Origin of the sequence: Marinomonas sp. KMM3893, assembly GCF_004352855.1 — a bacterium.
Taxonomy (GTDB): Bacteria; Pseudomonadota; Gammaproteobacteria; order Pseudomonadales; family Marinomonadaceae; genus Marinomonas; species Marinomonas arenicola.
Map to the genome: position 1 here is coordinate 233,162 of NZ_SJSC01000005.1, position 24,658 is coordinate 257,819.

Sequence of the window (24,658 nt, forward strand, 5' to 3'; positions counted from 1 at the left end):
CTAGAGGCAGACCAGAAAGCGAGAAATCAGTTAATTGGACAAGGGCCATCACTCGCTTTATCGGGCGCCCAGCAAGGTGCTTTGGCTCGATTAATCAGCGTTCTCAGCCTTTTTGCCTGACGATTAAGTACTTTGTCGATGTCCGCATTACGCAGAATGATTTGCTGGAAGGTGTCTTGGTAAACTTTATTGAATTGCCCACTCAAGTTCCCAAGTCCTACCGGTAAAATCGACGGCAATGCATCTGGCGCATTAGCTTGAAGCGCAATGGCTTTGCCCGCGATACGAACATTGGCAGGAAGATCCTCTGGCAGAGCCACATCTACAACCGGATAAAAGCCTGTGGCTTTCAAGGTTTTTACTTGAATATCAGGACGAGACAAGTATTTGATTAAGCTGACAGACGCCGCTCGGTCTGGCGTGTTCTTAGGAATGGCTAGGCCTGCAATAACCGGCATAAAACCTCGACCGTATTTTCCTGCAGGTGCGGGAAACGCAACAAAGTCATTTGGTTTTTGATCAAATGCCCCTTTAAGACGAGCCGTATGATCAAAAGCAACCCATACTTCGCCAGTTAACAAAGGCTCTTGCATCAAGTTATACGCGGTGGAACGAGGGTTAACATTCTTCCAAAGGCTACGAAAATAAGCCCACATTTCTTGCGCGTCTTTACCACGAAAATCAGTCACCACGGAGTGGGTGAACGAAGGGTAAAGGTAACCTTGAATAAAGCGGTGCATTAGGCCTTTCTCACCAGCTGGGAAACCAAGCTTCGGACTGCCTGTCGCTTTGGTAAGGTTGATGGCCCATTGCGCCAGTTGGTCATAGGTTAAAGCATTGATGTTGGCGCCTTTAGGCAAATAAGGCAGTGCCTTTTTGTTCGCCGCCATAATGTAGGTAGCTTGCATCCAAGGGATGTATTTTTGATGGTCTGTACCCAGCTTACCCAGCTTGGTAATGGCCGTGTTGGCGCTGACCTTAGGCAGTTGAGCCAGTACATCATCAACAGGGTCTAACGCGTCCTGAATCTGAGGGAACTGACCATGCAATGCCCCTAATACACCCAGTGTCACTGAGTTGGTACGAGACTCTGCTTGTATCCGAGAAAAAAACGGGCCAGCTTCTTGTGGAAGAAATTTAACATTTCCATCATAGTCGATTAACACGTCATTTCGCATTGCGTCCGCTTCTTTGAGCGGGTTCGCTTGAGTTGAATAAAAGACAACCTCACTCGCCGAAGCGATAGAGGACCCTAATAATATTGGTAATATTATTTTTTTTAACATACATTTTTCCTCTTTTTTATTCTTATATTAAGTCTAGTTTCTTTATCAAAAACTTAGCTAATATTTTTATTTTCACTCGTTTGACGCTCTATCAGCTCATAGTTAATTAGCTTATTTCTGGGCACGGTGAGATGGCCATTCATCTCAGCTTGTAAGATAGAAATAATGGCATTGCTATGATCTTCAAAAGACGACTTTAGCGTTGAAATAGTTGGATCACCCAAAGTGGATACCGGCAGGTCATCGCAACCAATTACATTGATGTCTGCACATGGGTCGATGCCTAGCTCTTTGGCGGCTTTCACGACTTCATGGGCAATAACATCGGAAGCACAGATAAAGCCAGTTGGTGCGTTCTGGCTTTTCAGTAATTCCAAGGAGAGGCGGTGCGGAATGTTATCGGACACCTCCGTCACGAACACATCAGGCGTTAAACCTGCTTTGTTCATGGCGTTCATATAACCTTCCAGACGCAGATCAGAGGTGTACATCCGTTCTGGAAGGTTCATTAAAACAATCTTTTTATGGCCTTTATCAATCAAGCTCTGAGTCGCAAACTCAAACCCTGAAATGGCATCTGTATCTATCCAATTATGCTTTTCAGAGCTTAAGGTCCGTCCGTGAGTCACAAACGGCACCTTGTTCTCCAACAACAAGTTCACCCGTGCATCGTCTTTTCTGGTACGCATCACAACAAAAGCGTCCACCCGTTGGCTATCAATAAATCGCTGATAGGTTGACAGCTCTTCTTCACCTTCTGGGGCATAAGAAACGATTAAGTCTAAGTTGGGATTGTGGGTATGCAGGGAACGACCGAAATGCAGTAGGAAGTGACTTAAGAAGTGATCTCTCATGTCGCCGTAGGAAACGGGCAACAAGATGCCAATAGCATCACTTTTCCCCGTCACGAGCCGACGAGCCGCTAGGTTGGGAACATAGCCAAGGGTAGCCACCGCCTCTTCAACTTGACGGCGAGTATTCGGACTTACATCGTCATAGCCAGACAAAGCTCGGGATACTGTGGTCACCGATATATTCAAATATTCTGCTATGGATTTCAGTGTCGGTTTTTTTTTCATCAATTTATTCGTTTTTATTATGCGCATGTGAAGGCCTATCAATGATGACCCGAAACGATTTGGATAAATATAAACCAAAACGTTTCGGGTCTTCAATTGTTTTTTCTTTTTATTGACTATAGAAGGCCAAAAAGCGCGATGTCCTCTGGGTTTTAAGCAACAGAACAGGAAGAAAACAAGAGGATAAACAGGGGGGATCATTCAGAAGCGGCCTGCACAGCCAGCAGAAACAAGATCGCACTATGTGCCAGTTATGACCCATAGTGCGATGCAAAAACACAACTCAATAGAAGAACAATCGTGCGAAGGCGAAGCTACAACATTTTGCCCGCTGCTTTGATTTTAATGTGCACCATATTGCCTTTGAGATAACTCAACGGAATCTCACTTCTCTCTATGATAGAGACGCTTTGTGGGCATGAGCCGGCCTCTATCGCAATCGCCTTGGCTTCTTCTTCCAATCGTGCAATCTCAGTGGCGCGCTTCGTAGGCTCGATAGAAACAATTCGGTCGAGCTGCCCTGAAATTTCACCGAGCGCCACGCCAATCGCATTTGCGACTTCAAAATGCTCAGGCCGCACCACTCGGCTCGCCCCCTCAAAATGATCAGGGAGCAAAGCGCTGCCACCACCCACCAAGATAACCGGCACCTTTTCCGCTGAGGTTTTCATTTTATCAATGGCGTCTTCCACCGTTACCAGCATTTTTGCGTAAATTTTGCGTGCTTTTTGCGGGTCCAGATCAATCGATCCTTGCTGCTGCGCACCTGACCAAGTCATGACATCAAGCGCCAGCGCCACGTCTGTCAAAGTCAGTACTTCACCGCCAAAACTCAGAGCCTTTTCGGTAATTTGGTGGCCCACACTTTCTGGTCCAAGTACCGGTTCACCCTCTTCAAAATTCACTCGAGTACCCCCACCGATGGCAATAGCAAGAATGTCAGGCATGCGAAAATTCGTTCTCACCTCCCCCAACGACACAGAAAGGCTCGACTCTCTTGGATAGCCGTGCATTAACACACCGATATCAGACGTAGTACCGCCCACATCCACCACAATAGCGTCTGTCAGCTTGGTTAAATGGCTGGCACCACGAATCGAATTCGTCGGCCCACAGGCTACGGTTAATATTGGGTATTTAAGCGCAAATTCTTTGGACATCAAGGTGCCATCATTCTGACCAAAATACGGCGTAACCTGGATTCCATGCTTATCGAGCGCTTGGCAAAAACCATTTACAAAGCGTTTTGCCGTGCCTTGCAATGCCGCATTTAAGATGGTCGCGTTTTCGCGCTCTAAGATCCCCAAACTGCCTACTTTATGGGAAAGAGAAATGTCCATATCCGGCATTTCTTCTGACACCCAGTTGGCCACGGTCAACTCCTGCTCACCATTGACTGGCGAGAAAACGCCGCACACCGCGATAGCGTCGACATGTCCTCTCATTTTGGCGCAAATATCTCGAATTTCGGCTTCGTTTATTTCAGCAATCTTCTGGCCATCGTACTCATAACCGCCATGGGCTTCGTAAAAATGTTCACCCAATAAATCCTTCCAAGATTGGCTCCAGCCGCTAAGGGGTGGAATCGCGCTACCGCTGGGCAAGGCCAAGCGAATCATGCCCACCCTGTCCAGACCGCGTTTTTCAACAATGGCATTCGTACACTGTGTGGTTCCCAGCATCGCGTGCTTAATTTGCGCGCCCGTTATGCCAGCACCTGTTAGCAAGGCCGCTACGGCATTATCAATGCCAGTGGAGATATCAAGCGTGGTAGAGACTTTTACTTTCGCCACACAATTAAGCGAATTATCCAGCAGAACGCCATCCGTATTGGTGCCGCCAACGTCTATGCCTAGTCGGTAATTAATGGTCATTTTTGTGCTCCTTCAAGGCGAATTTTTTGTGCAAGAACATCAATAGGTGTATAGCTGACGTGGTAACCAAAGTAACCAGGACCGACCACTTCAATGCCTTTTGGCGTGCGCCACTTTTCATCACAAGGGTAAGCAATCAAATCGACTCGTTGACCATAACGAAGTTGATCTGTGGTAATCGGATGGCCTGTTTCATAATCCAATATGGAGATCAAATCTGGCGTGCTGGCCAATAAATTTTCATCGTTAATATCCGCAGCAGATCTGCCTTTGTGCGCCAATAGCAATTCGTTTTGAAAGTGCACACAAACACTGCCGGCTTCCTGAGTTGATGGACTTTTTAGCGGTTCAATGACCACATTCCCAGTCACAAAACCACCGCCAGTATTACGCTCAATATCGGTGATTTTTCCACTAATAACCCGATGACCGCCCACAATATCAAGCACAGCTTGCGTTGCATTTTGGCCGGTTTCATTGGCTTCTCGAATTGCTTTACCAATCTTGATCGATTTGGTTAAAGTGCCACCCAACGCACTTTGCTTTAAATTAACGCCCAACATGGGGTAATCGCATATGGCCGCAGAGCCGCCCATTTTTTCAGTAATGGCACGAGCAAAATGCTCAGCCCAAAGTCCATCGATAGGCTGTAATGTCACCACATTGCCTTTCTCATCGGCCAATGTGTTTGGCGCAGAAGGCAAATCATCCAAGTAAAAAGTGACCATTTGTGACTCAGGGAAAGCCCGCCCCATGGCATCACAGTCAATCACAGGAATGCCTTTGCTGGCCGCCACTAAAATAGGGATCAATGAATTGCCACCCCCAATTTCAATAGGAAAAGTCGCCGCTATGCTGCCTCCCATTTCTTTTTCCATCGCCTCGAAGGCCACTAACATTTGATTTTGTGAGTTTAATTTCTCAATCGCTACCGTTGGCGCGCCAATCATAGACGAAGGCACTACAACCCAATCGTCTTCAACACTGTCTAACGAAATCAATTCAACCGGCTGGGCCGCATTAGCAATCGCCACTTTGGCCATTAATGAACCACTGTAAGGGTCCCCGCCACCACCGGTACCCAATACGGTAGCGCCAATCGCGATGTCATCAATCATTTGATCATTAATAATCATGGACGGTTTTCCTTTCTTAATTCAGTTGGTTGTCTTAGTTCTGCGGGTTTTCTTAAATTAGAAAATGTCATTAACACTATGTAAGCGACAAGAGAGGCCAAGATGCCATCAACAGCAGAAATGCTAGTAATAGAGAAAAGACCTAAAAACTCAGTGGCGGTGCAGGCGCTAACCACACACCCAAAAAACCATGAGATAAGCCCTTTTAGTAACCAATTAGGCGCAGTTTGCGTGCGTTCAAAGCTCATCACGCTACGGTCTAAAAAGTAATATTGCGCGAGATACACACCCGCCGAAGGTGCAATCACGACGCCTAACAAGGTTAAAAATGAAGTGAAATACTCAATCATGCCCAATTGCGCTATCACCACGCCAATGGCCGTCATTACCACCACAAGAATCGGACGTGGAACATTCGGAAAGACCACGGATAACCCGAGGGAGCCAGACACCAGATTGCTGCTGTTGGTGGTCCATTGCGCAAACACAATAATAAAAATAGCGGCAACACCCAGACCCAAGCCAAAGAACACATCCACCAAGCTGGTTGAGCCTGTCATGCGCAAAAGCAAGATTGCCACCACCAAGGTGGCACTGTTACCAAACAAGAAGCCAAAGCCTGCGCCTAAGATGGCGTCTTTACGGGTTTTGGCATAACGAGAAATATCAGGGGCGGCAACCGCGGCAAGAATCCAAATGGACATAACATAAGAAATCGCCTGCCCCATAGAAAGCGGAGAACGGATAGGTTCTTCAACAACGCTGCTGTGACTCGACGCCATATAAAGGCCGACGGTAATCAGGGTCACCATTAAAGGCACTGAATATGCACTCAGTTTACCCAATGCACGAACGCCATAAATCGCGGTGATCATCATGAGCAAGGCGCCAAAGATCAACGCACTTAAGTTCGAAATAACAATGCCGTATTTATCCAGAGAAGCGACTAATATGTGTGCAAAAAAATCCGTCTGAAACGCAAACCAGCCAACCAAAGAAATACCATTAATGGCCCCCAGCGCCTTACCACCATAACGCCCAAACACAGTACTGCTCATTAACGAGGTCGACACCGACGATTGAAAACCAATGTTGGCACACAGCATGGCAAGGAGCGCCAGAATCGAAGAGCCAATAAAGGTCGCCAGAAGTGCGTTGTAGACACTCAGCCCCTGACTCAATAGCGCACCAAGAAACAGCCCTGACACATCAATGCCGATGGCCAGCCAGATCAAACTAATGACATACCATGACCTCTTGGCATTCAGAGGAACGGGCTCTAATTCAAAATCGTCAATTTTCTGTTTATTGTGTGTATTTTTCATCTTACGCCCCTGAATTGTTCATAAATAAAGCAAATAAAAACTAACAGCTTGTCACATTTGAATAAATGAATATTATTGAATGCAAACATTTGAAAAAAGAGATGTAAATTCGAGATGATCAATAATGCTGGCAAACTGGACAAACGAGATTTACGTCGACTCGAGCTATTCTGCGAAATTGTCGAACAAAATGGCATCAGTAATGCCACCCATAGCACAGGGCTTAGCCAACCGGTTTTAAGCAATCAATTAATAGAACTAGAAAAGAGCCTAGGAATAAAACTGTGTCAGCGTGGACGAAGTGGTTTTGAGTTAACCAGTGAAGGACACACGGTGTACCGTTATGCGAATGAGCTTAGTTCAGTATTGAGCGACTTCTCTTTCAAACTGAAAGGTGTTCGATCCACCCTAACCGGCCATGTTCGAGTGGGTGTATTGGACAATACCATCACCCTTGAAGACAACATCATTCCGCAAGCAATCGAGAATTTTTACCAACTAAGCGACAGCGTCGACATCTCATTAGAAGTCGGTGATTATACTTTTTTAAACGAAAAACTCTCTAAAAACCAATTAGATATGATGATAGTTGTACTAAGCGATTACAACACTAGCCATTTTGCCCATGTCGAACCTTTGTTTTATGAGCAAAGCCAGCTATTCGCCAGAAAGGACGTGGCGGCCAAAATCATCCGTAATCACTATTCACTGGCAGGGCAACGTATAAACATCGGCGGCTATTCGGCCAAAATAATGAAAGAAATATTGCAGGTGGATCAATATGACGACATGAAATTAATCGACGGTTGGAATGTGGAATCGGGCGTAATATTAACCATGGCGGGGACGCATCTTAGCTTTTTACCTACTCACTTGATCGACAATAACCGCCATCAAAAAGACTTAGTTGCTCTGAACCCAAGCCAATGGCAATTTAGCAGTGAATTTTCATTGGTGCTCAAAAGTCATCAGGACACACTCACACCAGCGGCGCAGGCTTTTTACCAGTGCTTACTGGCACTTTCGCCGTTACGGTGATAAATACGGCGCCTGTGCCGTCCAAAAATAACCAAGCCAAATACGTCATTCAACTTGGTTATCCTAGGATCACGGCTATTCCGTAAGCGCCCTTTATTTCATCAGCATCTTACCCATTTGCCAATGTCTTAAAGGCTTGATATTGCGATAGAAACACCTTGCCACTTAGATGCTGTAAAAAACCACTAAATTCTAGACTGTCCATTACCGGTCCTTTCACTTCAGACAAAGACAATGAAATATTAGCCGCCTGCAGCTCTGTGTTTAGCGATTCCAGCATTTCTAATGCACTAAAATCAATATCATTGACCGCACTGCACTGGATCACCACATGAGTGATGGCAGGACGCTGGTTAATCGACTCTAAAATCGAGTCTTCAAGAAACGCGGCATTGACAAAAAATAAGCTCTCATCAGGCCGTAAACAAAGTAAATTAGCGGCGGTTTTGACGTCATAGCGTTTTACGTTGCGAAAATGTTCAGAGCCTTCAATCAAGCCCACTTCCGCCACATGCGGCCGAGAAGTCCGCGATAAATGCAACAAGACAGATAAACCAACGCCAGAAGCCACGCCCACTTCCACACCAAATAAAAGGGTAATCACGACAGTGGCCAACACCGCATAAAAATCACTGCGTGAAAAAAACCACGTCTTTTTCAATATAGAAAAATCGATTAAAGTCATCACCGCCACAATAATAGTGGCGGCAAGCGTCGCCTTAGGCAAAAAGAACAACACAGGAGTCAGCACCAAAGAGGCGATCATGATGCCAATGGCCGTCATCACTCCTGCCAACTGAGTCACGGCGCCCGCATCAAAATTCACCACTGAACGAGAGAAGCCCCCTGTCACAGGAAAACCGCCCGACAAACCGGAGGCAATATTGGCCGCGCCTAAACCAATCAGCTCTTGGTTCGGTTGTACCTTTTCTCGTCGCTTTGCGCCTAAGGTTTTGCCCACAGAAATGGATTCCACATAGCCAATAACAGAAATCATCAACGCTGGTAACGCCAAACTTTTCACCAACTCTATAGACGGCAGCGACAACCCGAAGTGCGGTAAGCCCGCTGGAATGTCTCCTGTAATGGCCACGCCATAAGCCTGTAAGTCGAACACATAAACCAATGCCAAACTGGCCAACACGCCTAGGATGGGCGCGGTTTTTGCTAAAGATGCCGCGTTGCTTTCTGGCACTTTAATCAGCATCAAACTGCGCTTTGCATAACGCCTCGCCAGCAACAAAAATGCCACAACCGAGACGCCCACCGCACACGTCATGGCATTAAACTGGCCAATATTGCCTGCCATGCTCAGCAATTGTGTCACCACATTGTCGCCATGAGCCTGAACACCAAAGATATGCTTGAGCTGGCTCAAGGCAATGATGATCCCTGAGGCTGAAATAAAGCCAGAGATCACCGAATGGGAAAGCAAATTGGTGATCATGCCTAGTTTCATCACCCCCATCGCCAGCAAGATGACGCCTGATAACAAAGCCAAGGTAATGGCGCCAGTCAAATAACTTGCCGTCCCCTGCTCTGCTATCGCAGCCAATGAGGTGGCTGTCATCAAAGACGCCACCGCCACCGGCCCTACGGATAACGACGTACTGGTGCCAAAGAGCGCGTAAAGCACCAAGGGCAAAATACTCGAATACAAACCAACTTCCGGCGGCACGCCAGCCAACATGGCATAAGCCAAAGACTGAGGAATCAACAACATGGTCACAATAAAGGCCGCCGTAGCATCTTGGCCAAATTGCACTCGATTGTAGCTTTTCAACCAAGAAACGGCGGGGAAAACGCGTTCAACTATCATGCTGAGCTCTCATTATTTGCGCATTGTTGGCTTAACGAACCATTCATACCCTTTCAACATGCCGTGCCAATAAAACGGCGGCAATAGGTCTTCTTTTAATATCCAGGCTAACCGTGTCGGCTTGGTGCCCTTGTTAAGCCAGCTTGGAAAGGTTGGCATGACCACACCACCATAACCAAATTCTGCCAATACAATTTTGCCGCGCTCAACGGTTAATGGACACGAACCATAACCGTCGTAAATTGCCTTAATCGGGCGACCTTCGAGCACATCAAAAATATTTTGGGCGACAACCGGCGCTTGTTTGCGAGCAGCCGCCATGGTTTTCGCATTTGGTGTATTGGCCACATCGCCCAATGACCACACATTGTCAAAGGTCGTATGCTGCAATGTTTCTTTGTCCACATCGACCCAACCGGCATCATCAACCAATGCACTGCTGCGAATGAAATCTGGCGCGCATTGCGGTGGGCAAACATGCAGCATATCAAACTCTTTTTCGATCATAACAGGTTGATCGTTTTCATCTTTTGCGGAAAAATACGCCACTTGATTCGGTCCATCCACCTTCACCAAGTTATGAGTGAAATGCGTATTTACCTGATATTTTTCCAGATACGCATTCAACGCTGGTACGTAATCTGGAACACCAAATATGACGCCTCCTGCGTTATAAAAGGACACTTCTATCTCATCCAGTGCCCCTTGTTTTAACCAATGATCGCAAGACAAATACATGGCTTTTTGTGGCGCACCGGCACACTTAATTGGCATTGGTGGTTGAGTAAAAATCGCCTTGCCTCCTTTTAGCGTCTTAGCCAGCTCCCAAGTGTAAGGCGCCAGATCATATCGGTAGTTAGACGTCACGCCATTGCGCCCTAGCGCTTCTGGCAAGCCTTCGATCGCCGCCCAATCTAATTTTAGACCCGAGGCCACCACCAATTGCTGATAAGCAATCACTTGACCGTCTTCAAGCGTGACTTGGTTATCACTAGGTTGAAAAGTTTTGACTGACGTTTTCATCCATGCAACACCTTTGGGCATCACATCCGCCATGTTTCTACGGGTCTTTTCCGCTTTAAACACGCCGCCGCCCACTAATGTCCAACCCGGTTGATAAAAGTGGTCTGTCGCAGGATCAATCAAACAAATACGCACGCTGGGTTTACGCTTTAATAAGCTTGCCGCGGTTGAGATTCCGGCCGTCCCCGCACCAACAATCACCACATCGAATTCTTTGACTTTGTCATGGGCTTTTGAAATCACTTCGCTTTGATTGGCCGCTTCCCAAATTAGGGTAGAACGGTTCCCTGTGCGGCAAAAAGCATGAACGTTATCCGCTTCTTTAAGCGCGGCCTTGAACGCCGCCACATCGGTGGCCTGCATTTGGCCACCAGCAAATGGAATATGCAGCGCTTTGATGTGGTTTTTTTCTGCTCGTGCGGCTATCTCAGCAAAGGCTAACTGCCCTTCTTCTTCATTATCTGGTCGGTTGCCAATGATCAGGGTGACGCCGGATTCGGCCAAGCGATCCACATCCTCTAAGCTGATTTGCTCAGACATTGAGTAATGGCGAGTTATTTGTTTGCGTATCATAGTGATCTCTCGATATTTCTATTAAGTCATTGTTATTAAAATATTTTTTATAATCATGTTGTGAATAAGTGAGCTACTTAAAGGCATTCAATGGGATTTTTAGATAGGCCAAACCATTATCCTCAGGCTCTGGCATGTGCCCAGCGCGCATATTAATTTGCAATGAAGGTAGAATAAGTCGCGGCATATCGAGGGTTTTATCTCGTGTTTCACGCAAATCAACAAAAACCGATTTGCTGATGTCTTTGCGCACATGAATATTGCTTTCACGCTGAGCTTTAACCGTCGTTTGGTACTCTAACTCTCGACCGTTTGGGCAATAGTCATGGCACATAAAAATGCGATAATCGTCAGGCAAGGCCAATATTTTTTGGATGGAGTCGAACAAGGTCGCCGCATCGCCGCCAGGAAAATCGGCACGCGCCGTACCAGCATCAGGCATAAACAAGGTGTCACCAACGAAAACAGCGTCTCCTAAGGCATGAGTAAAGCATGCTGGGGTATGACCCGGTGTGTGCATTGCCACACAAGGCATGGCGCCTACTTGATAGTGCTCACCATCTTGAAATAAATAATCAAATTGTGAGCCATCATGCTTAAAACCAGCGCCTTCATTAAAGACAGTGGCAAAGGTGTCTTGCACTGTGGTGATCTGTTGGCCAATACCAATTTTCCCACCCAGTTTGTCTTGTAAATACGGTGCGGCTGAAAGGTGATCGGCATGAACATGGGTTTCAATAAGCCATTCAACGCTCAGCTTATGCCCTTTGACATACTCTATAATTTCATCCGCACCGCTATAAGAGGTACTACCGGAGGCGTAATCAAAATCTAAAACACTATCAATAATGGCGCAGCTTACTGAGCTAGGGTCCTTAACGACATACGAAAATGTATTGGAGTTTTTGTCAAAAAAAGCAGCGACCTTGGGCGTTATCACGGAATGAGTCATGATCTGTTTCCCCTATTTAATCAATTGGTAACCGAAAGTCGGTTGATTATTTATATAGAGCAGAAACCGTGCCAACATCAAAAACAAACCTAACCAACTGATTTATATCAATAAAATACAATTCTGATTCGGCTTTCTTTGACTAATCTCACCCGCTTTGCCATATTTGACGCTAACCTTGCCAAATATGACACTGCCTTTATGACTATCATTGCTTCTGACCGTTTGCCTTATGGCGCTCTTTCAAACATGTTGGAGGGCTACGACTGCCCCGCCATTCTTGTCTCTGTGGATTATCAGATCCTTGCGACTAACGAGTACTATCGACAAGAATTTGGAGAAGTCTCATTTGCGAAAAAACCTCGTTGCTTTGAAGTGTCCCACGGCTACTCAGTTCCCTGCGATGAAGCGGGAGAAGATTGCCCTCTATCCGCCGTACAACAAACGGGGCACAAAGAGCGAGTGCTTCACATCCACCAAACGCCTCGAGGAAAAGAACATGTGGATGTCGAGATGCTGCCAATACATGACCACCAAGGTGAGCTGCTTTTCTTTGTTGAATTATTACGCGCTGTCGCCGTTGCTAGCGCAGAAAACATCACAAGCGCCCTGGTTGGCTCCAGTAAAAAATTCAATCAAATGCTTGAGAAGATTACCCGTGTAAGTCACAGCGAAGCCTCTGTTTTGCTGCTGGGTGAATCAGGCAGCGGTAAAGAACTGGTTGCCCACGCCATTCATCAAGGCAGTCAACGCTCCAACAATCCTTTGGTTACACTGGAGTGCGCAGGACTGACCGACTCCTTATTTGAAAGCGAGCTATTTGGTCATGTAAAAGGCGCCTTTACCGGTGCCAACAACCATCGTACTGGCTTAGTAGAACAGGCAAATGGTGGCACCTTGTTCCTTGATGAAATAGGGGATGTTCCGCTCTCTATGCAAGTGAAATTATTGCGGCTAATTGAAACGGGCTCCTTTCGGCCAGTTGGCTCATCAACCGTTAAGCACAGCCATTTTAGGCTCGTCTGCGCAACACATAAAAACCTGATAAACATGGTCAAAACAGGTGAATTCCGCCAAGACCTCTATTACCGAATTAATGTGTTCCCCGTTTATGTGCCGTCATTGCGTGAACGACAAGACGATTTGCCCTTGCTCATATCGACGTTATTGGCCCGTATTAGCGAAGGAAAGGAATATCACCTAACGGACTCGGCACTGCAAACTCTGAAACGATATAATTTTCCTGGCAATATTCGAGAGCTAAGAAACATACTTAACCGCGCCATCATTTTGACCGACACCAACCTCATCGAACGGCGCACAATTGAAGAGTGCTTAAACATAGACCACGAGCTTCACCAGCACAGCGAGCATTTGCTGTTGCCTCACCCATCCCCCCAAGCCAGCATAATGTCTGCAACGAAAGCAGAATGGCCAGACTTAAAAACAGCGGAAAAACATTACTTGGCAGAGTTAATGGTTCGCCATCATCATGACAAAGAAAAGGTGGCGGCGGTGGCAGGCATTAGTCTACGCTCACTCTATCGAAAACTTGAGTCGTGATAGTTTTCTTAAATAAAGCCAATAGTTCGATAGTGGTTGCAAGCAATATTAGAAAGATCTAATGTTATTTCATCAAGTCACGCACTTGACGGCAAAGAATTAAATTGCATAACGCAATAGGCCAAACCTCAGTCACCTGAATAGGCTGCTGAATAAACGAGACTCAAAGGAGAATAGTGATGTCCTTACGCATTAACGATACCGTTCCAAATTTAGAACTCGAAACAGATCAAGGCACCTTTAAGCTTCACGATTGGATTGGTGACAGCTGGGCCATTTTATTCAGCCACCCAAAAGATTTTACGCCTGTGTGTACGACAGAGTTTGGCGCCGTGTCTCAATTGTCTGCTGAATGGGAAAAACGCGGTACTAAAGTAATTGGCTTGTCTGTTGATGGCGTGGCAGAACACAAAGAATGGAAAAAAGACATTGAGTCTTTTTCTGGTGCCAAAGCCAGCTTTCCGATCATCGCAGATGAATCCTTAACGGTGTCAAAAGCGCTTGATATGCTACCAGCCGATGCTTACTTGCCCGATGGTCGCACCGCGGCAAACTCAGCCAGCGTACGCGTGGTGTTTATCATTAGTCCAGATAAAAAGTTGCAATTATCCATGACTTACCCAATGTCTGTGGGTCGTAATTTTGCCGAAGTGTTGCGTGCACTGGATGCTCTACAAGCGAGCTATGGCGTACCGATTGCCATGCCAGCCAACTGGACCGTTGGAGAAGATGTTATCGTGGCTCTGTCCTTAAATGACGAACAGGCCAAAGAAAAATTCGGCGAAGTAAACGCGGTACTGCCTTACCTTCGTATGGCGAAAATGCCCTCTTAGTCTCAAAAACTAAGACGCAATTCACCAAACGCTACGAAAACCAGATCAGTTGCCTGCTCTGGTTTTTTTATTCTCAACACCCCTCTTTGAAATTTAATGTCTCTCACTAAAGCGCACAATAACAAAACAAAACCCAACACCAAAATGGGGCAAGCCCCCCTCTCACAGCAAACGCACCCTGCCTCTGGCCTAGCGCGGCTACCTAAAAACTCTATTTTAGTGCAGCGACGTAAAATACAAATGGTATTAATCAAATTTATGCGCATCATTAAATATAAAAAATTGTAGATTCACAAAATTTAAGCAATTGTGTAGTTGACATAACAAATATTACACAAAGGGTAAATTATGAGAAACTCCATCAAAAGTTCACTACTCACTTTCAGTGCAATTTCTATCGCACTGGCCGCAAACCAAACCTTAGCATTGGAAATCAAACTGGCGGACGTATTGCCAGAGTCCCATAGCTGGAATGTGGCAGCAAAAGGATTTGCCGAAGACGTTAAAAATCAAACCAACAGCCGCGTTACTATCAAGCTCTACCCGAGTGGCCAATTAGGCAATGAAAACACCCTAGTTGAAGGCCTGCAAATTGGCAGCATTCAAGCCGGTATCATTGGCTGTGGTTCATTCCAGCCGGTTGAACCAAAATTTGGTATTTCAGAACTCCCTTATGCTTGGCCGGATCGTCAAGCCGCTTATGCTGCCTATGACGGCAAGCTTGGTGATCGCTTAGAAAACCTTGCTCTCAAGCACAATATTAAAATCGTGTCTTGGTGGGAAAATGGCTTTCGTCATATCACCAATAATCGAGCACCGATTAACACGCCTAACGACCTAGATGGCTTAAAAATCCGCGTTACCCCAGACAAGATGCGACTCGATGCCTTTATTGGCTTAGGCGCCAGCCCTGCACCTCTTGCATTTGGTGAGCTGTATTCCGCTCTTCAACAGGGCGTATTCGATGCTCAAGAAAATCCACTGGCTATTATTTACTCCTCCTCTTTCTATGAAGTCCAAAAGTACGTTTCATTAACTGGCCACGTTTGGTCTCCTGCTTGTTTGGCTTTTTCCCAATACACTTGGAAGCGTATGTCTGATGAAGATCAGGTAACGGTGCAGAAACTAGCCGATAAATGGCGTGATAAACAGCGAGTTATGACCCAGAACGACGACTCCAAATTGATTAAGAAACTAGAAGATCAAGGCATGGTTATTAATACGGTAAATACTGCGCCTTTTGCCGCCGCGGTTGCCCCTGTTTGGAAGAAATACGAACCCATTCTAGGCAAGGACATGATCGACTTAGTCAAACAATACGCCGCAGCAGAACAAACATCTGGAGAGTAAAAAATGCTGCGCCTTTTAATCAAACTTAACCTTTATCTTTCCGCTGTCGGGGTGGCCATTATGGCCTCCCTGATCGCCTGGATCGTTTTTATGCGCTTCTTTGCTGGCGTCACACCGCACTGGGCAGAGGAGCTTCCTCAGTTCCTATTAATTTGGGTCGCTATGACGGGGGCTGTTTGGTGCAGTAAAAACAACTCTCACCTGTCGGCTGGCATTTTGGCTCTGTGGCTAAAAAACCAAAAAATAACCCGACTACTTCACCGTCTGGTAGATGTGCTGATTATTGCGGCGATGGTCTTATTAACCAAATCGGGCTGGGATCTTACCTTGCTGACGATAAATCAACACACCCCTGCAATGCAGTGGCCAGTCGGACTGCTGTATCTCAGTGTGCCTGTGAGCTGTACTTTTATTGGCCTTGTTCACATTGCAACCTTATGTGCAAGTTGGAGATCTTCCCATGAGTAGTGGCGCTTTATCACTATTAGCAATTTTTGCTGTCTGTTTAATTATTGACGTACCTATCCTATTTAGCCTGCTCATTGCGGCTTTAGGGTACTTATTATTTTTTGATGCGGCGCCCATGATGGTCGCAGCACAACAATATGTGGCTGGCATGCATAGCTTCACATTGCTGGCGATTCCTCTGTTTGTTTTTGCTGCCCAGCTGATGAACCGAGCAGGGCTCACGGTCCGCATTATTAATTTATGCATGGCGATCGTTGGGAACAAACCAGGTGGCTTAGCCGTGGTTGCCGTGCTGGCTTGTATGCTCTTTGGCGCCTTATCAGGCTCTGGAGTGGCGGACGTTGTCGCCATCGGCAGTATGCTATTACCTGCGATGAAAAAAGAAGGCTACGCCCCTGGTTTCAGCGCGGCCTTGGTCGGCACGTCAAGTTCGTTAGGGACGGTTATTCCCCCTAGTATCGTGATGATCATTTATGGCACCACGGCCAATGCGTCCATCGGCAAACTTTTTATGGGCGGTATTATTCCTGGAATACTATTGGCAACAGGGCTCATTATTGTTGCTGTGTATTTATCCAAGAAAAACGGCTGGTCTGGCGGTAAACGCTTTTCCAGAATGGAGCAACTGATCGCATTACGTGATGCTATTCCAGCGCTTATCGTGCCGGTATTGATAATCGGTGGTATTAGACTGGGGATTTTCACACCAACCGAAGCCGCCATTTCTGCCATTGTTTATGCATTGATTTTGGGCTTTTTCATTTACCGTTGCTTGGATCTAAACGCGCTATGGGATTCACTAAAGGAAACCGCAGAAACCAGCGCGGCCATTTTGTTGATTATCGCTGCGGCGGGGTTATTCGCTTGGTGTTTAAGTTATGAAGCGGTTCCTCAAGCGGTTGCTGCATTAATAGCGGATCTAACAAGCAGTAAATACAGTGTTTTACTTTTATTGATGGCTGTCATATTAGTTCTTGGTACTTTCATGGAAAGTATTGCCATCATTATTATTATCACACCGATTGTTTTACCTTTATTACAAACCTACAACATCGATCTAATACATTTTGGTGTTTTATTAACCATAAACCTCGCCATTGGGGCAAACACACCACCGCTTGGTATTGATCTAATGGCCTCTTGTCGCATTGCAGGAATAAAAACATCTGAGGCATTCCGTCCATTATTATTAATGCTAGCGTCTATGGTCATGGTACTTATATTATTAATCTTTGTGCCTGAAATTGTTCTCTACCTACCGAATTTAATGGAGTAACGCATGACTATTTCAAGCTCAAACACCATTGATTCTTGGCTGTTTATTGCAGGGGATGACCTTGATGCGATTGAAAAGGCGGCCAAAGCGTCGCCAACCGTCATCGTCATCGATTTGGAAGAGTTCACCGCAAAAGAAAACAAAATTCTTGCTTGTGAGCAATTCCAACAAGCGGTGACTCTCTGCCAACAAAACGAGGTCGCTTGTGCCATTCGCATCGACGCGTTATCAAATGGAGGGGCCGAACAACTCTTGTTGCTCGGCCACACCAAGCCTTATGCTCTCTTTCTTCCACAAGTAGAAACATCCGAACAATTGTTGCTACTCACTGACGCAATGACGCAGTGCGGCTTGGCAAATACTCCTATTGTGCCCACCATCGAAAGCCATGCTGGGATAACAAATCTCGAGGCGATCATGTCTTGCCCTGCGAACATCTTGGCAGCTTTGCTAGGCACTGGGGATTTATCGACATCCTTGGGGTTATCAAAAGAGCCAATGAGAATGGAAATGATGAGACCTCAGCGCGAAACCTTTCTAGCGACTTGTTTACAACATTCTATTATCGCCATTGATGGGCCTTGGCCTGATTTAACCGAAAGTCAAAAAAACAAATCTGACTATGAAAAAGATTTGGCTTTCTCTTATCAATCAGGTTTTCGCTCAAAGTGCATAATAGACAGAAAGCAAATACCTAAATTAGAAACTTAGAAAGACTTCTAAAAAGACACAAAACAAAACACCAATACATTTTCACTCTTTAAATTCAATTAATGAGAGAAGGGACTCGTGCGTTTTAAATTCACATAAAATCGAATTATACGCCCTATTAAATTTGCAAAATTGACGAACAGGCAAGTAAAGATAAATATGATGCAGATGATTTTTATCACGCCTTATTCATTATTTAAATGCTGATTTTACAACGATGACCTTTATCTCTGTGTTTGGACTCAAGCACGAATTAAAAAATTCTGGAGAAAGCCATGTCTCATGCAACACAAGATAAACAAACACAAGTACGCAACGGCGGACAAATTCTAGTTGAGCAACTTAAAATGCAAGGTGCACGACGCATTTTTATGGTCGCTGGCGAAAGCTACCTACCCTGCATCGATGCATTTAATGAGCACACAGACAGCATCCAAGCCGTCACTTGTCGTCAAGAAAGTGGCGCAGCTTATATGGCAGAAGCCTACGGCAAGCTTACCGGTGAACCTGGAATCTGCTTTGTTACCCGTGGTCCAGGGGCAACAAATGCATCGGTTGGTGTGCATACCGCGTATCAAGATTCTACGCCATTAATTTTATTTGTTGGCCAAGTAGGCAATGACTTTGTCGAACGCGAAGCCTTCCAAGAAATCGACTACCGCCGCATGTTCGGCGAAATGACTAAGTGGGTGGCGCAAATCGACTCTATCGACCGCATCCCAGAATACGTTACTCGTGCTTGGAATGTAGCCACCAGCGGCAGACCTGGCCCTGTTGTTTTAGCCCTACCTGAAGACGTCTTGTGGGATCAATCTGTTGTGGCCAATGTCGCCCCGATGGCGCCACTACAAAGCTATGTAAATTCACAGCAAATGCAGGATTTACAAACACGCTTAGAGGCGGCTGAACGTCCTTTTCTTTTGATTGGCGGCAGCGGTTGGAGCACCACAGCCACAGCACAAGTGGCTGAGTTTGCGAAACGATTCGACCTACCCGTTGGCGTCGCATGGCGCCGCTTAGAATGTTATGACCAGCACGACGAGCAATTTGTCGGCCATGTTGGCTGGTCGATGACAGAAGAATTGCGTCAACAATTGAAAAACAGCGACCTCATCCTTGCCGTTGGAACCCGCATTGGCGAAGCCAGCAGTGAAGGCTATTCATGGATCGAATCGCCTCAACCAAAGCAAACCTTTATTCATGTTTACCCTGACCCTGAAGAATTGGGCCGAGTGTATCGCCCAGACCTTGCTATTAATGCCAGTGTGTGCGGTTTTGCCTCTATGCTCGCGGAGCTAACACCCACTCAAGCTGCTCGTTGGGCAAGTCTACGTCAGCAAGCACGCCAAGCCTATCTGGCGTCGTTAACCCCGCTTAGTTCCCCTGGTTCGTTAAGCCTCGACAAGGTTTCTTGCACAGTCAATGAAGTATTAGGCGGGCGTGGCTGTGTGACGGTGGGTGCCGGTAACTATGCACTTTATCCCCATCGTTACATGCAATTCTCTGGTCATGGTAGCTCTCTAGCCTCCACTGTCGGCACCATGGGCTACGGTTTGCCTGCCGCCATCAGTTATAAATTTGAATACCCAAATGAGCCGTCTATCTGCTACGCCGGTGATGGTTGCTTTCAAATGAATTTACAAGAGTTGGCTGTGGCGATGCAGTACAAGTTGGGCATTGTCATCTTGGTGTTCAACAACGGTATGTGGGGGACGATTCGTGCCCACCAAGAAAGAGAGTTCCCTGGTCGTGAAATTGCCCTCACTTTCGCCAACCCTGAGTTTTCTCATCTGATTGAAGCCTACGGAGGCAAAGGTGCCATAGTCACGAAAGACACTGAGTTTGAACAGGCTTTCCGTGATGCGCTGTCTTTTGCTGAAACAGAAAAGCTGCCCGCCATTATTGAGCTCAGATACGACTCAAATGGCATTGCACCAGGCCAATTGCTTAGCTCAATACGTGAGCAAGCGCTGAGCGATCAAGCTAAGTCAACTAACGCTTAACCCTAATTTAACGATTGAAAGAGAGAACAACGATGACGCAATCTCCTATGAAAGTGAATGGCTCTCGCCTATGGCAATCTTTAATGGATCTCGCAAAAATTGGCGCAACACCTCTAGGTGGCAACTGTCGACTGGCGCTAACTGACGAAGACAAAGCTGGGCGCGACTTAGTAATCCGCTGGTTCCGTGACGAAGGCATGAGCATTCGAATTGATCAAATTGGCAATATTTTTGCCCGTCGCGAAGGTCGCCAAGCGGACTTAGCCCCTGTTATGTGTGGCAGCCACATTGACACCCAACCGACTGGGGGGCGATTTGATGGTAACTATGGTGTCTTAGCGGGATTAGAAGTCATTCGAACCCTTAACGAGCAAAAAATCACCACAGATCACCCTATTGATGTCGCCATCTGGACAAACGAAGAAGGGTCACGTTTCGTCCCTGTGATGATGGGTTCTGGTGTATTTTCCAACACCTTAACACTCGAAGAAGCCTTATCGGCTCAAGACAAAGCCGGCATGAGTGTACGCGACGAGCTAAAACGCATTAATTACGCGGGCAGTGAAGCGGTTGGCGGTTACGATGTAAAAGCCTATTTTGAAGCTCACATTGAACAAGGCCCTGTACTCGACACCGAAAACCTACCGGTTGGCGTGGTGACAGGTGCCCTCGGCCTGTATTGGTATGACGTTGTTGTGACAGGCCAAGAGTGTCATGCAGGTCCAAGCCCGATGTCTTACCGCCGAGATGCATTAAAAACCGCCTCACAACTTATTAATCGCATTCTCACCATTGCTGACTCTCGTCAGCCAGATGGCCGCGTGACAGTGGGTGAGTTAGACATGCACCCTAACTCGCGTAATGTGGTGCCTGGTCGCGTGAAATTTACCGTAGACCTACGCCACAGTGACAAAGCAGAACTCGATAAAATGCACGACGAGTTTGCAGCCTTATTGCTCGAAGAGAAAAAGGAAGGCATCGAGATCGCGTTAAAAGTGGTTCAAAAGATGCCACCCACTCATTTTAATGAAGACTGTATTAACCGTGTTCGTGACGCGGTCAATTCTCTAGCGCTGCCGCACATAGAAATGATCAGTGGCGCGGGCCATGATGCGGTTTATTTAAGTCGCACCATCCCAACGGCCATGATTTTTGTCCCTTGCATTGGGGGGATTAGCCATAACGAAATAGAAGACGCACGACCCGATGAATTAGAAGCTGGCGCCCATGTGTTGTTAAACGCTATGTTAGCGGAAGCTGGGGGCGCACTATGAGCAAATTAACTCACCAAGATTGGCTAAAACGGCAAGACGCGCTCTCTTTTGAAGGGCGCGCTTGGATCAATGGCCACTACTGTGATGCGCAAGATCAACGCACTTTGCCATGCATCAACCCAGCGAATAAACAGACACTGACGCACATTGCCGATTGCAGTGAAAATGATGTAAACCGTGCCGTTTCAGGCGCCCGCGCGGCATTTAATCAAGGTGATTGGGCGCGCATATCGCCAAGCCAACGTCGTGTTGTACTTGAAAAGCTTGCAGATCTGATGGCCGAGCATGCGGAAGAATTGGCCTTACTGGAAAGCTTGGACATGGGCAAGACGGCAGCCGACGCGCTCGCCTTTGATGTTCCCGAAGCAATTCGCTGCTTTCGCTTCTACGCCGGTGCCATCGAGACCATTAATGATGAAGTACTGCCTACCGCTGAAAACGTCTTGGCCACGGTAACGCGAGAGCCGTTAGGCGTGATTGCGGCGGTTGTGCCTTGGAACTTTCCCTTAATGATTACCAGCTGGAAAATTGCCCCCGCTCTTGCCACAGGCAACAGTGTGATCGTCAAACCTGCTGAACAATCGAGTTTAACGGCGATTCGTCTTGCTGCGCTGGCAGCAGAAGCTGGCCTGCCTGATGGCGTGTTACAAATCGTGCCAGGCCAAGGCAAGGTAGCAGGACAAACCTTAGGCCTACACCCTGATGTAGACTGTTTGACCTTCACCGGGTCCACGCTGACTGGTAAACGCTTTATGGAGTATTCGGCACACTCTAACCTGAAACGAGTTTGGCTAGAGTGTGGTGGTAAATCGCCACAAATTATCTTTGATGATTATGAGAACCTAGAGCGCGCCGCCGCCACCGCAGCAGCGGCCATCTTTATTAATCAAGGTGAGGTCTGCATTGCCGCTTCGCGCCTGTATGTGCAAGATTCTATTTATGACCGCTTTTTGCCCTTACTGCTCGCAGAAGCAAAGAAATATCAACCTGGCAATCCCCTTAACCCTGACAATTTAGCAGGGGCAATCGTCGACCAATTGCAGTTTGAACGTATTATTGCAGGCGTCGAAGAAGCCATTGCTGGCGGTGCGAAAGAGCTTACCCCTGCCCTGCGCTCAGAACTTCAAGAAGGCTGGTTCTTAAATCCCACCATTCTTGAATGCAGCGATAATAGCAATTTGGTTATGCAAGAAGAACTGTTTGGGCCGGTACTCGGATTATGTCGATTTACCACAGAGGCGGAAGTCATTGCCCTTGCCAATGATTCTGACTATGGCTTAGGCGCAGGACTTTGGACCAACAACCTTGGCCGAGCCCATCGTGTTTCTCGAAAGCTTCAAGCAGGAATGATCTGGGTGAACAGCTATGCTGATGGGGCTATCACAGTTCCTTTTGGGGGTAGAAAACAATCCGGTTTTGGTCGCGATAAGTCCATCCATGCTCTGGAAAAATACACGGATCTAAAATCAACTTGGATTGATCTAAACGAATAAGTTTGGTTTGAAGCAACACCCAAAATAGAGCATTACTGGCCATTGTCGCAGCACTTTCTGTACTTAAAGAAGGTGCTGCGCAGGTAAAAAGGAGATGAAGAAAGCTCACTATAGTGCCCTACGCCACTAAACAGCACAAAATTTTCATCGCATGAAATACCTTTCAAAAGAAATTAACTGTACTATGATCAGTTAATTTTTCAGCTCCATAGGCGGATAAACTATGTCTGGCATTCATGACAGGCTCGACTGGAATCTATTAAGAACCTTTATTGCCATTGTACAAGAAGGCAGTATAAGCCGCGCCGCAGATCGCTTGCACCTCACTCAACCTGCCATCAGCTTAGCCCTTAAACGCCTTGAAGAGAGATTGGACGAGCGTTTAATTATTCGCAACGGAACCACCTTCGAATTAAGCAAAGCAGGCGAACTCGTTTATCGTGAAGCCATTGTGATTTACGGCAGTATCGCCCGCCTGACCACCGCAGTACGCGCAACGCCCCATGACTTAAGCGGCATTGTCAGAATCGCCTTAGTCACTGGAATAAACAGCGATGTTTTTGACCATGTCTTGGGAGAATTTCACAAAAATAACCCAAGGGTCACTTTCGAAATTTTGTCTGGTTCCAGTGAGTATGTGAAACAAAACTTGCTTAATTACACCGCCAGCATTGGTATTTGCCTCAAATACAGAAAACACGCCGAATTGTCTGACACGCTTTTGTTAAGTCAAAAATACAATCTATATTGCGGAAAAGATCATCATTTATACCAGCAAGAAAACATCAGTATCAGAGCCTTAAGAGACGAATTCTTTGTGTCATTCGCTAGCGAGCAACTCGATGGTGTATTGGCCCCACTGGCCATTTACAGAGCACAAGAAAGGCTCGAAGGTCGCATTGTTGGCACCAGTGATAACTTAGAAGAAGTAAGAAGAATGATTAAAGCAGGCCTTGGTATTGGTGCCTTACCAGAAAATGTCGTGCAGCAAGATGTACTTTCTGGAAACCTTTGGCAGCTTCCTCCCTACGATGGTTTGGCTCGCATCAGCTTGTATTTAATGTGGAACAAAATGCCGAAATTCAGCGAGGCGGAAGAGGTTTTCTTTAGCGCCCTGATGGCAGCATTACAGAATAAATAGTGCGATCAAAATAGAAAACCTAAGAGACTAAATGCAAGGTTTTAAAAGTAGTCTCTAGAAACACCGCAAAACCGCTTAAGCTAAAGGGAAAGAAAGCTTAAGCGGTTTCTTATCAACTTACACAACCAGATTAGTAACGTAAATTAACACCCATTGCGACGTTATTCGCGGCTTTATCATAGACTGCACCTTCCACCCAGACTTGCTCCTTCCACCCAGAATAGTCGCTATCTTTACAGACAAAATAGCCAGTTTCTGCAGACGCTTGTGGTGATGCTGGGAAGCGGCCTATTGTTGTGTTGTCTATTGTTAAGCCTTCCTGTCAGGCGAAAAGTGGCTCTTGCCCAAGAAACTCAGTCATAACAGCATTCGCAGAAAACAAGTTGACAAGATCAATCAAATTGACATATGGTTGTCTTTATCAACTAAATATCTGTCCCT

General features: G+C 46.4%; 19 protein-coding genes. 11 read left to right on the top strand and 8 right to left on the bottom strand.

Translation table 11 applies throughout. The features are described from left to right. Positions 1-26: 26 nt before the first annotated feature. The 5 genes from E0D71_RS13525 to E0D71_RS13545 form a co-directional block, all read right to left on the bottom strand. Entirely contained in the window at positions 27-1,286 is a 1,260-nt protein-coding gene (locus E0D71_RS13525; RefSeq protein WP_133003843.1) for an ABC transporter substrate-binding protein, read from the bottom strand. Between the two features lie 53 nt (positions 1,287-1,339). Continuing rightward, positions 1,340-2,365 carry a LacI family DNA-binding transcriptional regulator gene (locus E0D71_RS13530; RefSeq protein ID WP_165943005.1) on the bottom strand — a complete coding sequence of 342 codons (1,026 nt, stop codon included), beginning with the start codon at positions 2,363-2,365 and terminating at the stop codon, positions 1,340-1,342. A gap of 314 nt (positions 2,366-2,679) precedes the next feature. Then, positions 2,680-4,239 carry a hydantoinase/oxoprolinase family protein gene (locus tag E0D71_RS13535; protein WP_133003845.1) on the bottom strand — a complete coding sequence of 520 codons (1,560 nt, stop codon included), beginning with the start codon at positions 4,237-4,239 and terminating at the stop codon, positions 2,680-2,682. Beyond that, entirely contained in the window at positions 4,236-5,375 is a 1,140-nt protein-coding gene (locus E0D71_RS13540) for a DUF917 domain-containing protein (protein ID WP_133003846.1), read from the bottom strand. The genes E0D71_RS13535 and E0D71_RS13540 overlap by 4 nt, the downstream gene beginning before the upstream one ends. Beyond that, positions 5,372-6,700, bottom strand: a complete 1,329-nt coding sequence (locus tag E0D71_RS13545) for a cytosine permease (protein ID WP_133003847.1) — start codon at positions 6,698-6,700, stop codon at positions 5,372-5,374. The genes E0D71_RS13540 and E0D71_RS13545 overlap by 4 nt, the downstream gene beginning before the upstream one ends. 114 nt (positions 6,701-6,814) lie before the next feature. Here E0D71_RS13545 and E0D71_RS13550 point away from each other — a divergent pair, with 114 nt between their 5' ends. Continuing rightward, positions 6,815-7,738: a LysR family transcriptional regulator gene (locus tag E0D71_RS13550; protein ID WP_133003848.1), complete on the top strand. Its 924-nt coding sequence runs from the start codon at positions 6,815-6,817 to the stop codon at positions 7,736-7,738. Between the two features lie 109 nt (positions 7,739-7,847). Here E0D71_RS13550 and sulP read toward each other — a convergent pair whose 3' ends face one another. From sulP to E0D71_RS13565, 3 genes are all read right to left on the bottom strand, one after another. Beyond that, complete coding sequence (sulP, locus tag E0D71_RS13555; RefSeq protein WP_133003849.1) at positions 7,848-9,557, bottom strand: sulfate permease; 1,710 nt, start codon at positions 9,555-9,557, stop codon at positions 7,848-7,850. A 12-nt stretch (positions 9,558-9,569) separates the two neighbouring features. Beyond that, the gene (locus E0D71_RS13560) at positions 9,570-11,153 is read right to left on the bottom strand and encodes a bifunctional protein tyrosine phosphatase family protein/NAD(P)/FAD-dependent oxidoreductase (protein WP_133003850.1); all 1,584 of its coding nucleotides are present in this window, start codon (positions 11,151-11,153) and stop codon (positions 9,570-9,572) included. Between the two features lie 73 nt (positions 11,154-11,226). Continuing rightward, positions 11,227-12,105, bottom strand: coding sequence for an MBL fold metallo-hydrolase (locus E0D71_RS13565; RefSeq protein ID WP_133003851.1), 879 nt, complete (start codon positions 12,103-12,105; stop codon positions 11,227-11,229). A 201-nt stretch (positions 12,106-12,306) separates the two neighbouring features. Between E0D71_RS13565 and E0D71_RS13570 the strand changes: the two genes are divergently transcribed. The 10 genes from E0D71_RS13570 to E0D71_RS13615 all read left to right on the top strand — a co-directional run bounded on the left by E0D71_RS13570 (position 12,307) and on the right by E0D71_RS13615 (position 24,217). Continuing rightward, positions 12,307-13,668 carry a sigma 54-interacting transcriptional regulator gene (locus E0D71_RS13570; RefSeq protein ID WP_165943006.1) on the top strand — a complete coding sequence of 454 codons (1,362 nt, stop codon included), beginning with the start codon at positions 12,307-12,309 and terminating at the stop codon, positions 13,666-13,668. A gap of 179 nt (positions 13,669-13,847) precedes the next feature. Then, entirely contained in the window at positions 13,848-14,501 is a 654-nt protein-coding gene (locus tag E0D71_RS13575; protein WP_133003853.1) for a peroxiredoxin, read from the top strand. Between the two features lie 348 nt (positions 14,502-14,849). Next, the gene (locus E0D71_RS13580; protein ID WP_133003854.1) at positions 14,850-15,851 is read left to right on the top strand and encodes a DctP family TRAP transporter solute-binding subunit; all 1,002 of its coding nucleotides are present in this window, start codon (positions 14,850-14,852) and stop codon (positions 15,849-15,851) included. 3 nt (positions 15,852-15,854) lie between these two features. Further along, positions 15,855-16,319: a TRAP transporter small permease gene (locus tag E0D71_RS13585; RefSeq protein WP_133003855.1), complete on the top strand. Its 465-nt coding sequence runs from the start codon at positions 15,855-15,857 to the stop codon at positions 16,317-16,319. After that, the gene (locus E0D71_RS13590) at positions 16,312-17,595 is read left to right on the top strand and encodes a TRAP transporter large permease (protein WP_133003856.1); all 1,284 of its coding nucleotides are present in this window, start codon (positions 16,312-16,314) and stop codon (positions 17,593-17,595) included. Before E0D71_RS13585 ends, E0D71_RS13590 begins: the two co-directional genes overlap by 8 nt. A gap of 3 nt (positions 17,596-17,598) precedes the next feature. Further along, on the top strand, positions 17,599-18,306 hold the full coding sequence (locus tag E0D71_RS13595) for an aldolase/citrate lyase family protein (RefSeq protein WP_133003857.1): 708 nt from the start codon (positions 17,599-17,601) through the stop codon (positions 18,304-18,306). A gap of 275 nt (positions 18,307-18,581) precedes the next feature. Then, positions 18,582-20,309 carry a thiamine pyrophosphate-binding protein gene (locus E0D71_RS13600; protein ID WP_133003858.1) on the top strand — a complete coding sequence of 576 codons (1,728 nt, stop codon included), beginning with the start codon at positions 18,582-18,584 and terminating at the stop codon, positions 20,307-20,309. A gap of 32 nt (positions 20,310-20,341) precedes the next feature. Then, complete coding sequence (locus E0D71_RS13605; protein WP_133003859.1) at positions 20,342-21,583, top strand: Zn-dependent hydrolase; 1,242 nt, start codon at positions 20,342-20,344, stop codon at positions 21,581-21,583. Further along, positions 21,580-23,076, top strand: coding sequence for an aldehyde dehydrogenase (locus E0D71_RS13610; RefSeq protein WP_133003860.1), 1,497 nt, complete (start codon positions 21,580-21,582; stop codon positions 23,074-23,076). The genes E0D71_RS13605 and E0D71_RS13610 overlap by 4 nt, the downstream gene beginning before the upstream one ends. 223 nt (positions 23,077-23,299) lie before the next feature. After that, positions 23,300-24,217, top strand: a complete 918-nt coding sequence (locus tag E0D71_RS13615; RefSeq protein ID WP_133003861.1) for a LysR family transcriptional regulator — start codon at positions 23,300-23,302, stop codon at positions 24,215-24,217. Positions 24,218-24,658: the final 441 nt, after the last annotated feature.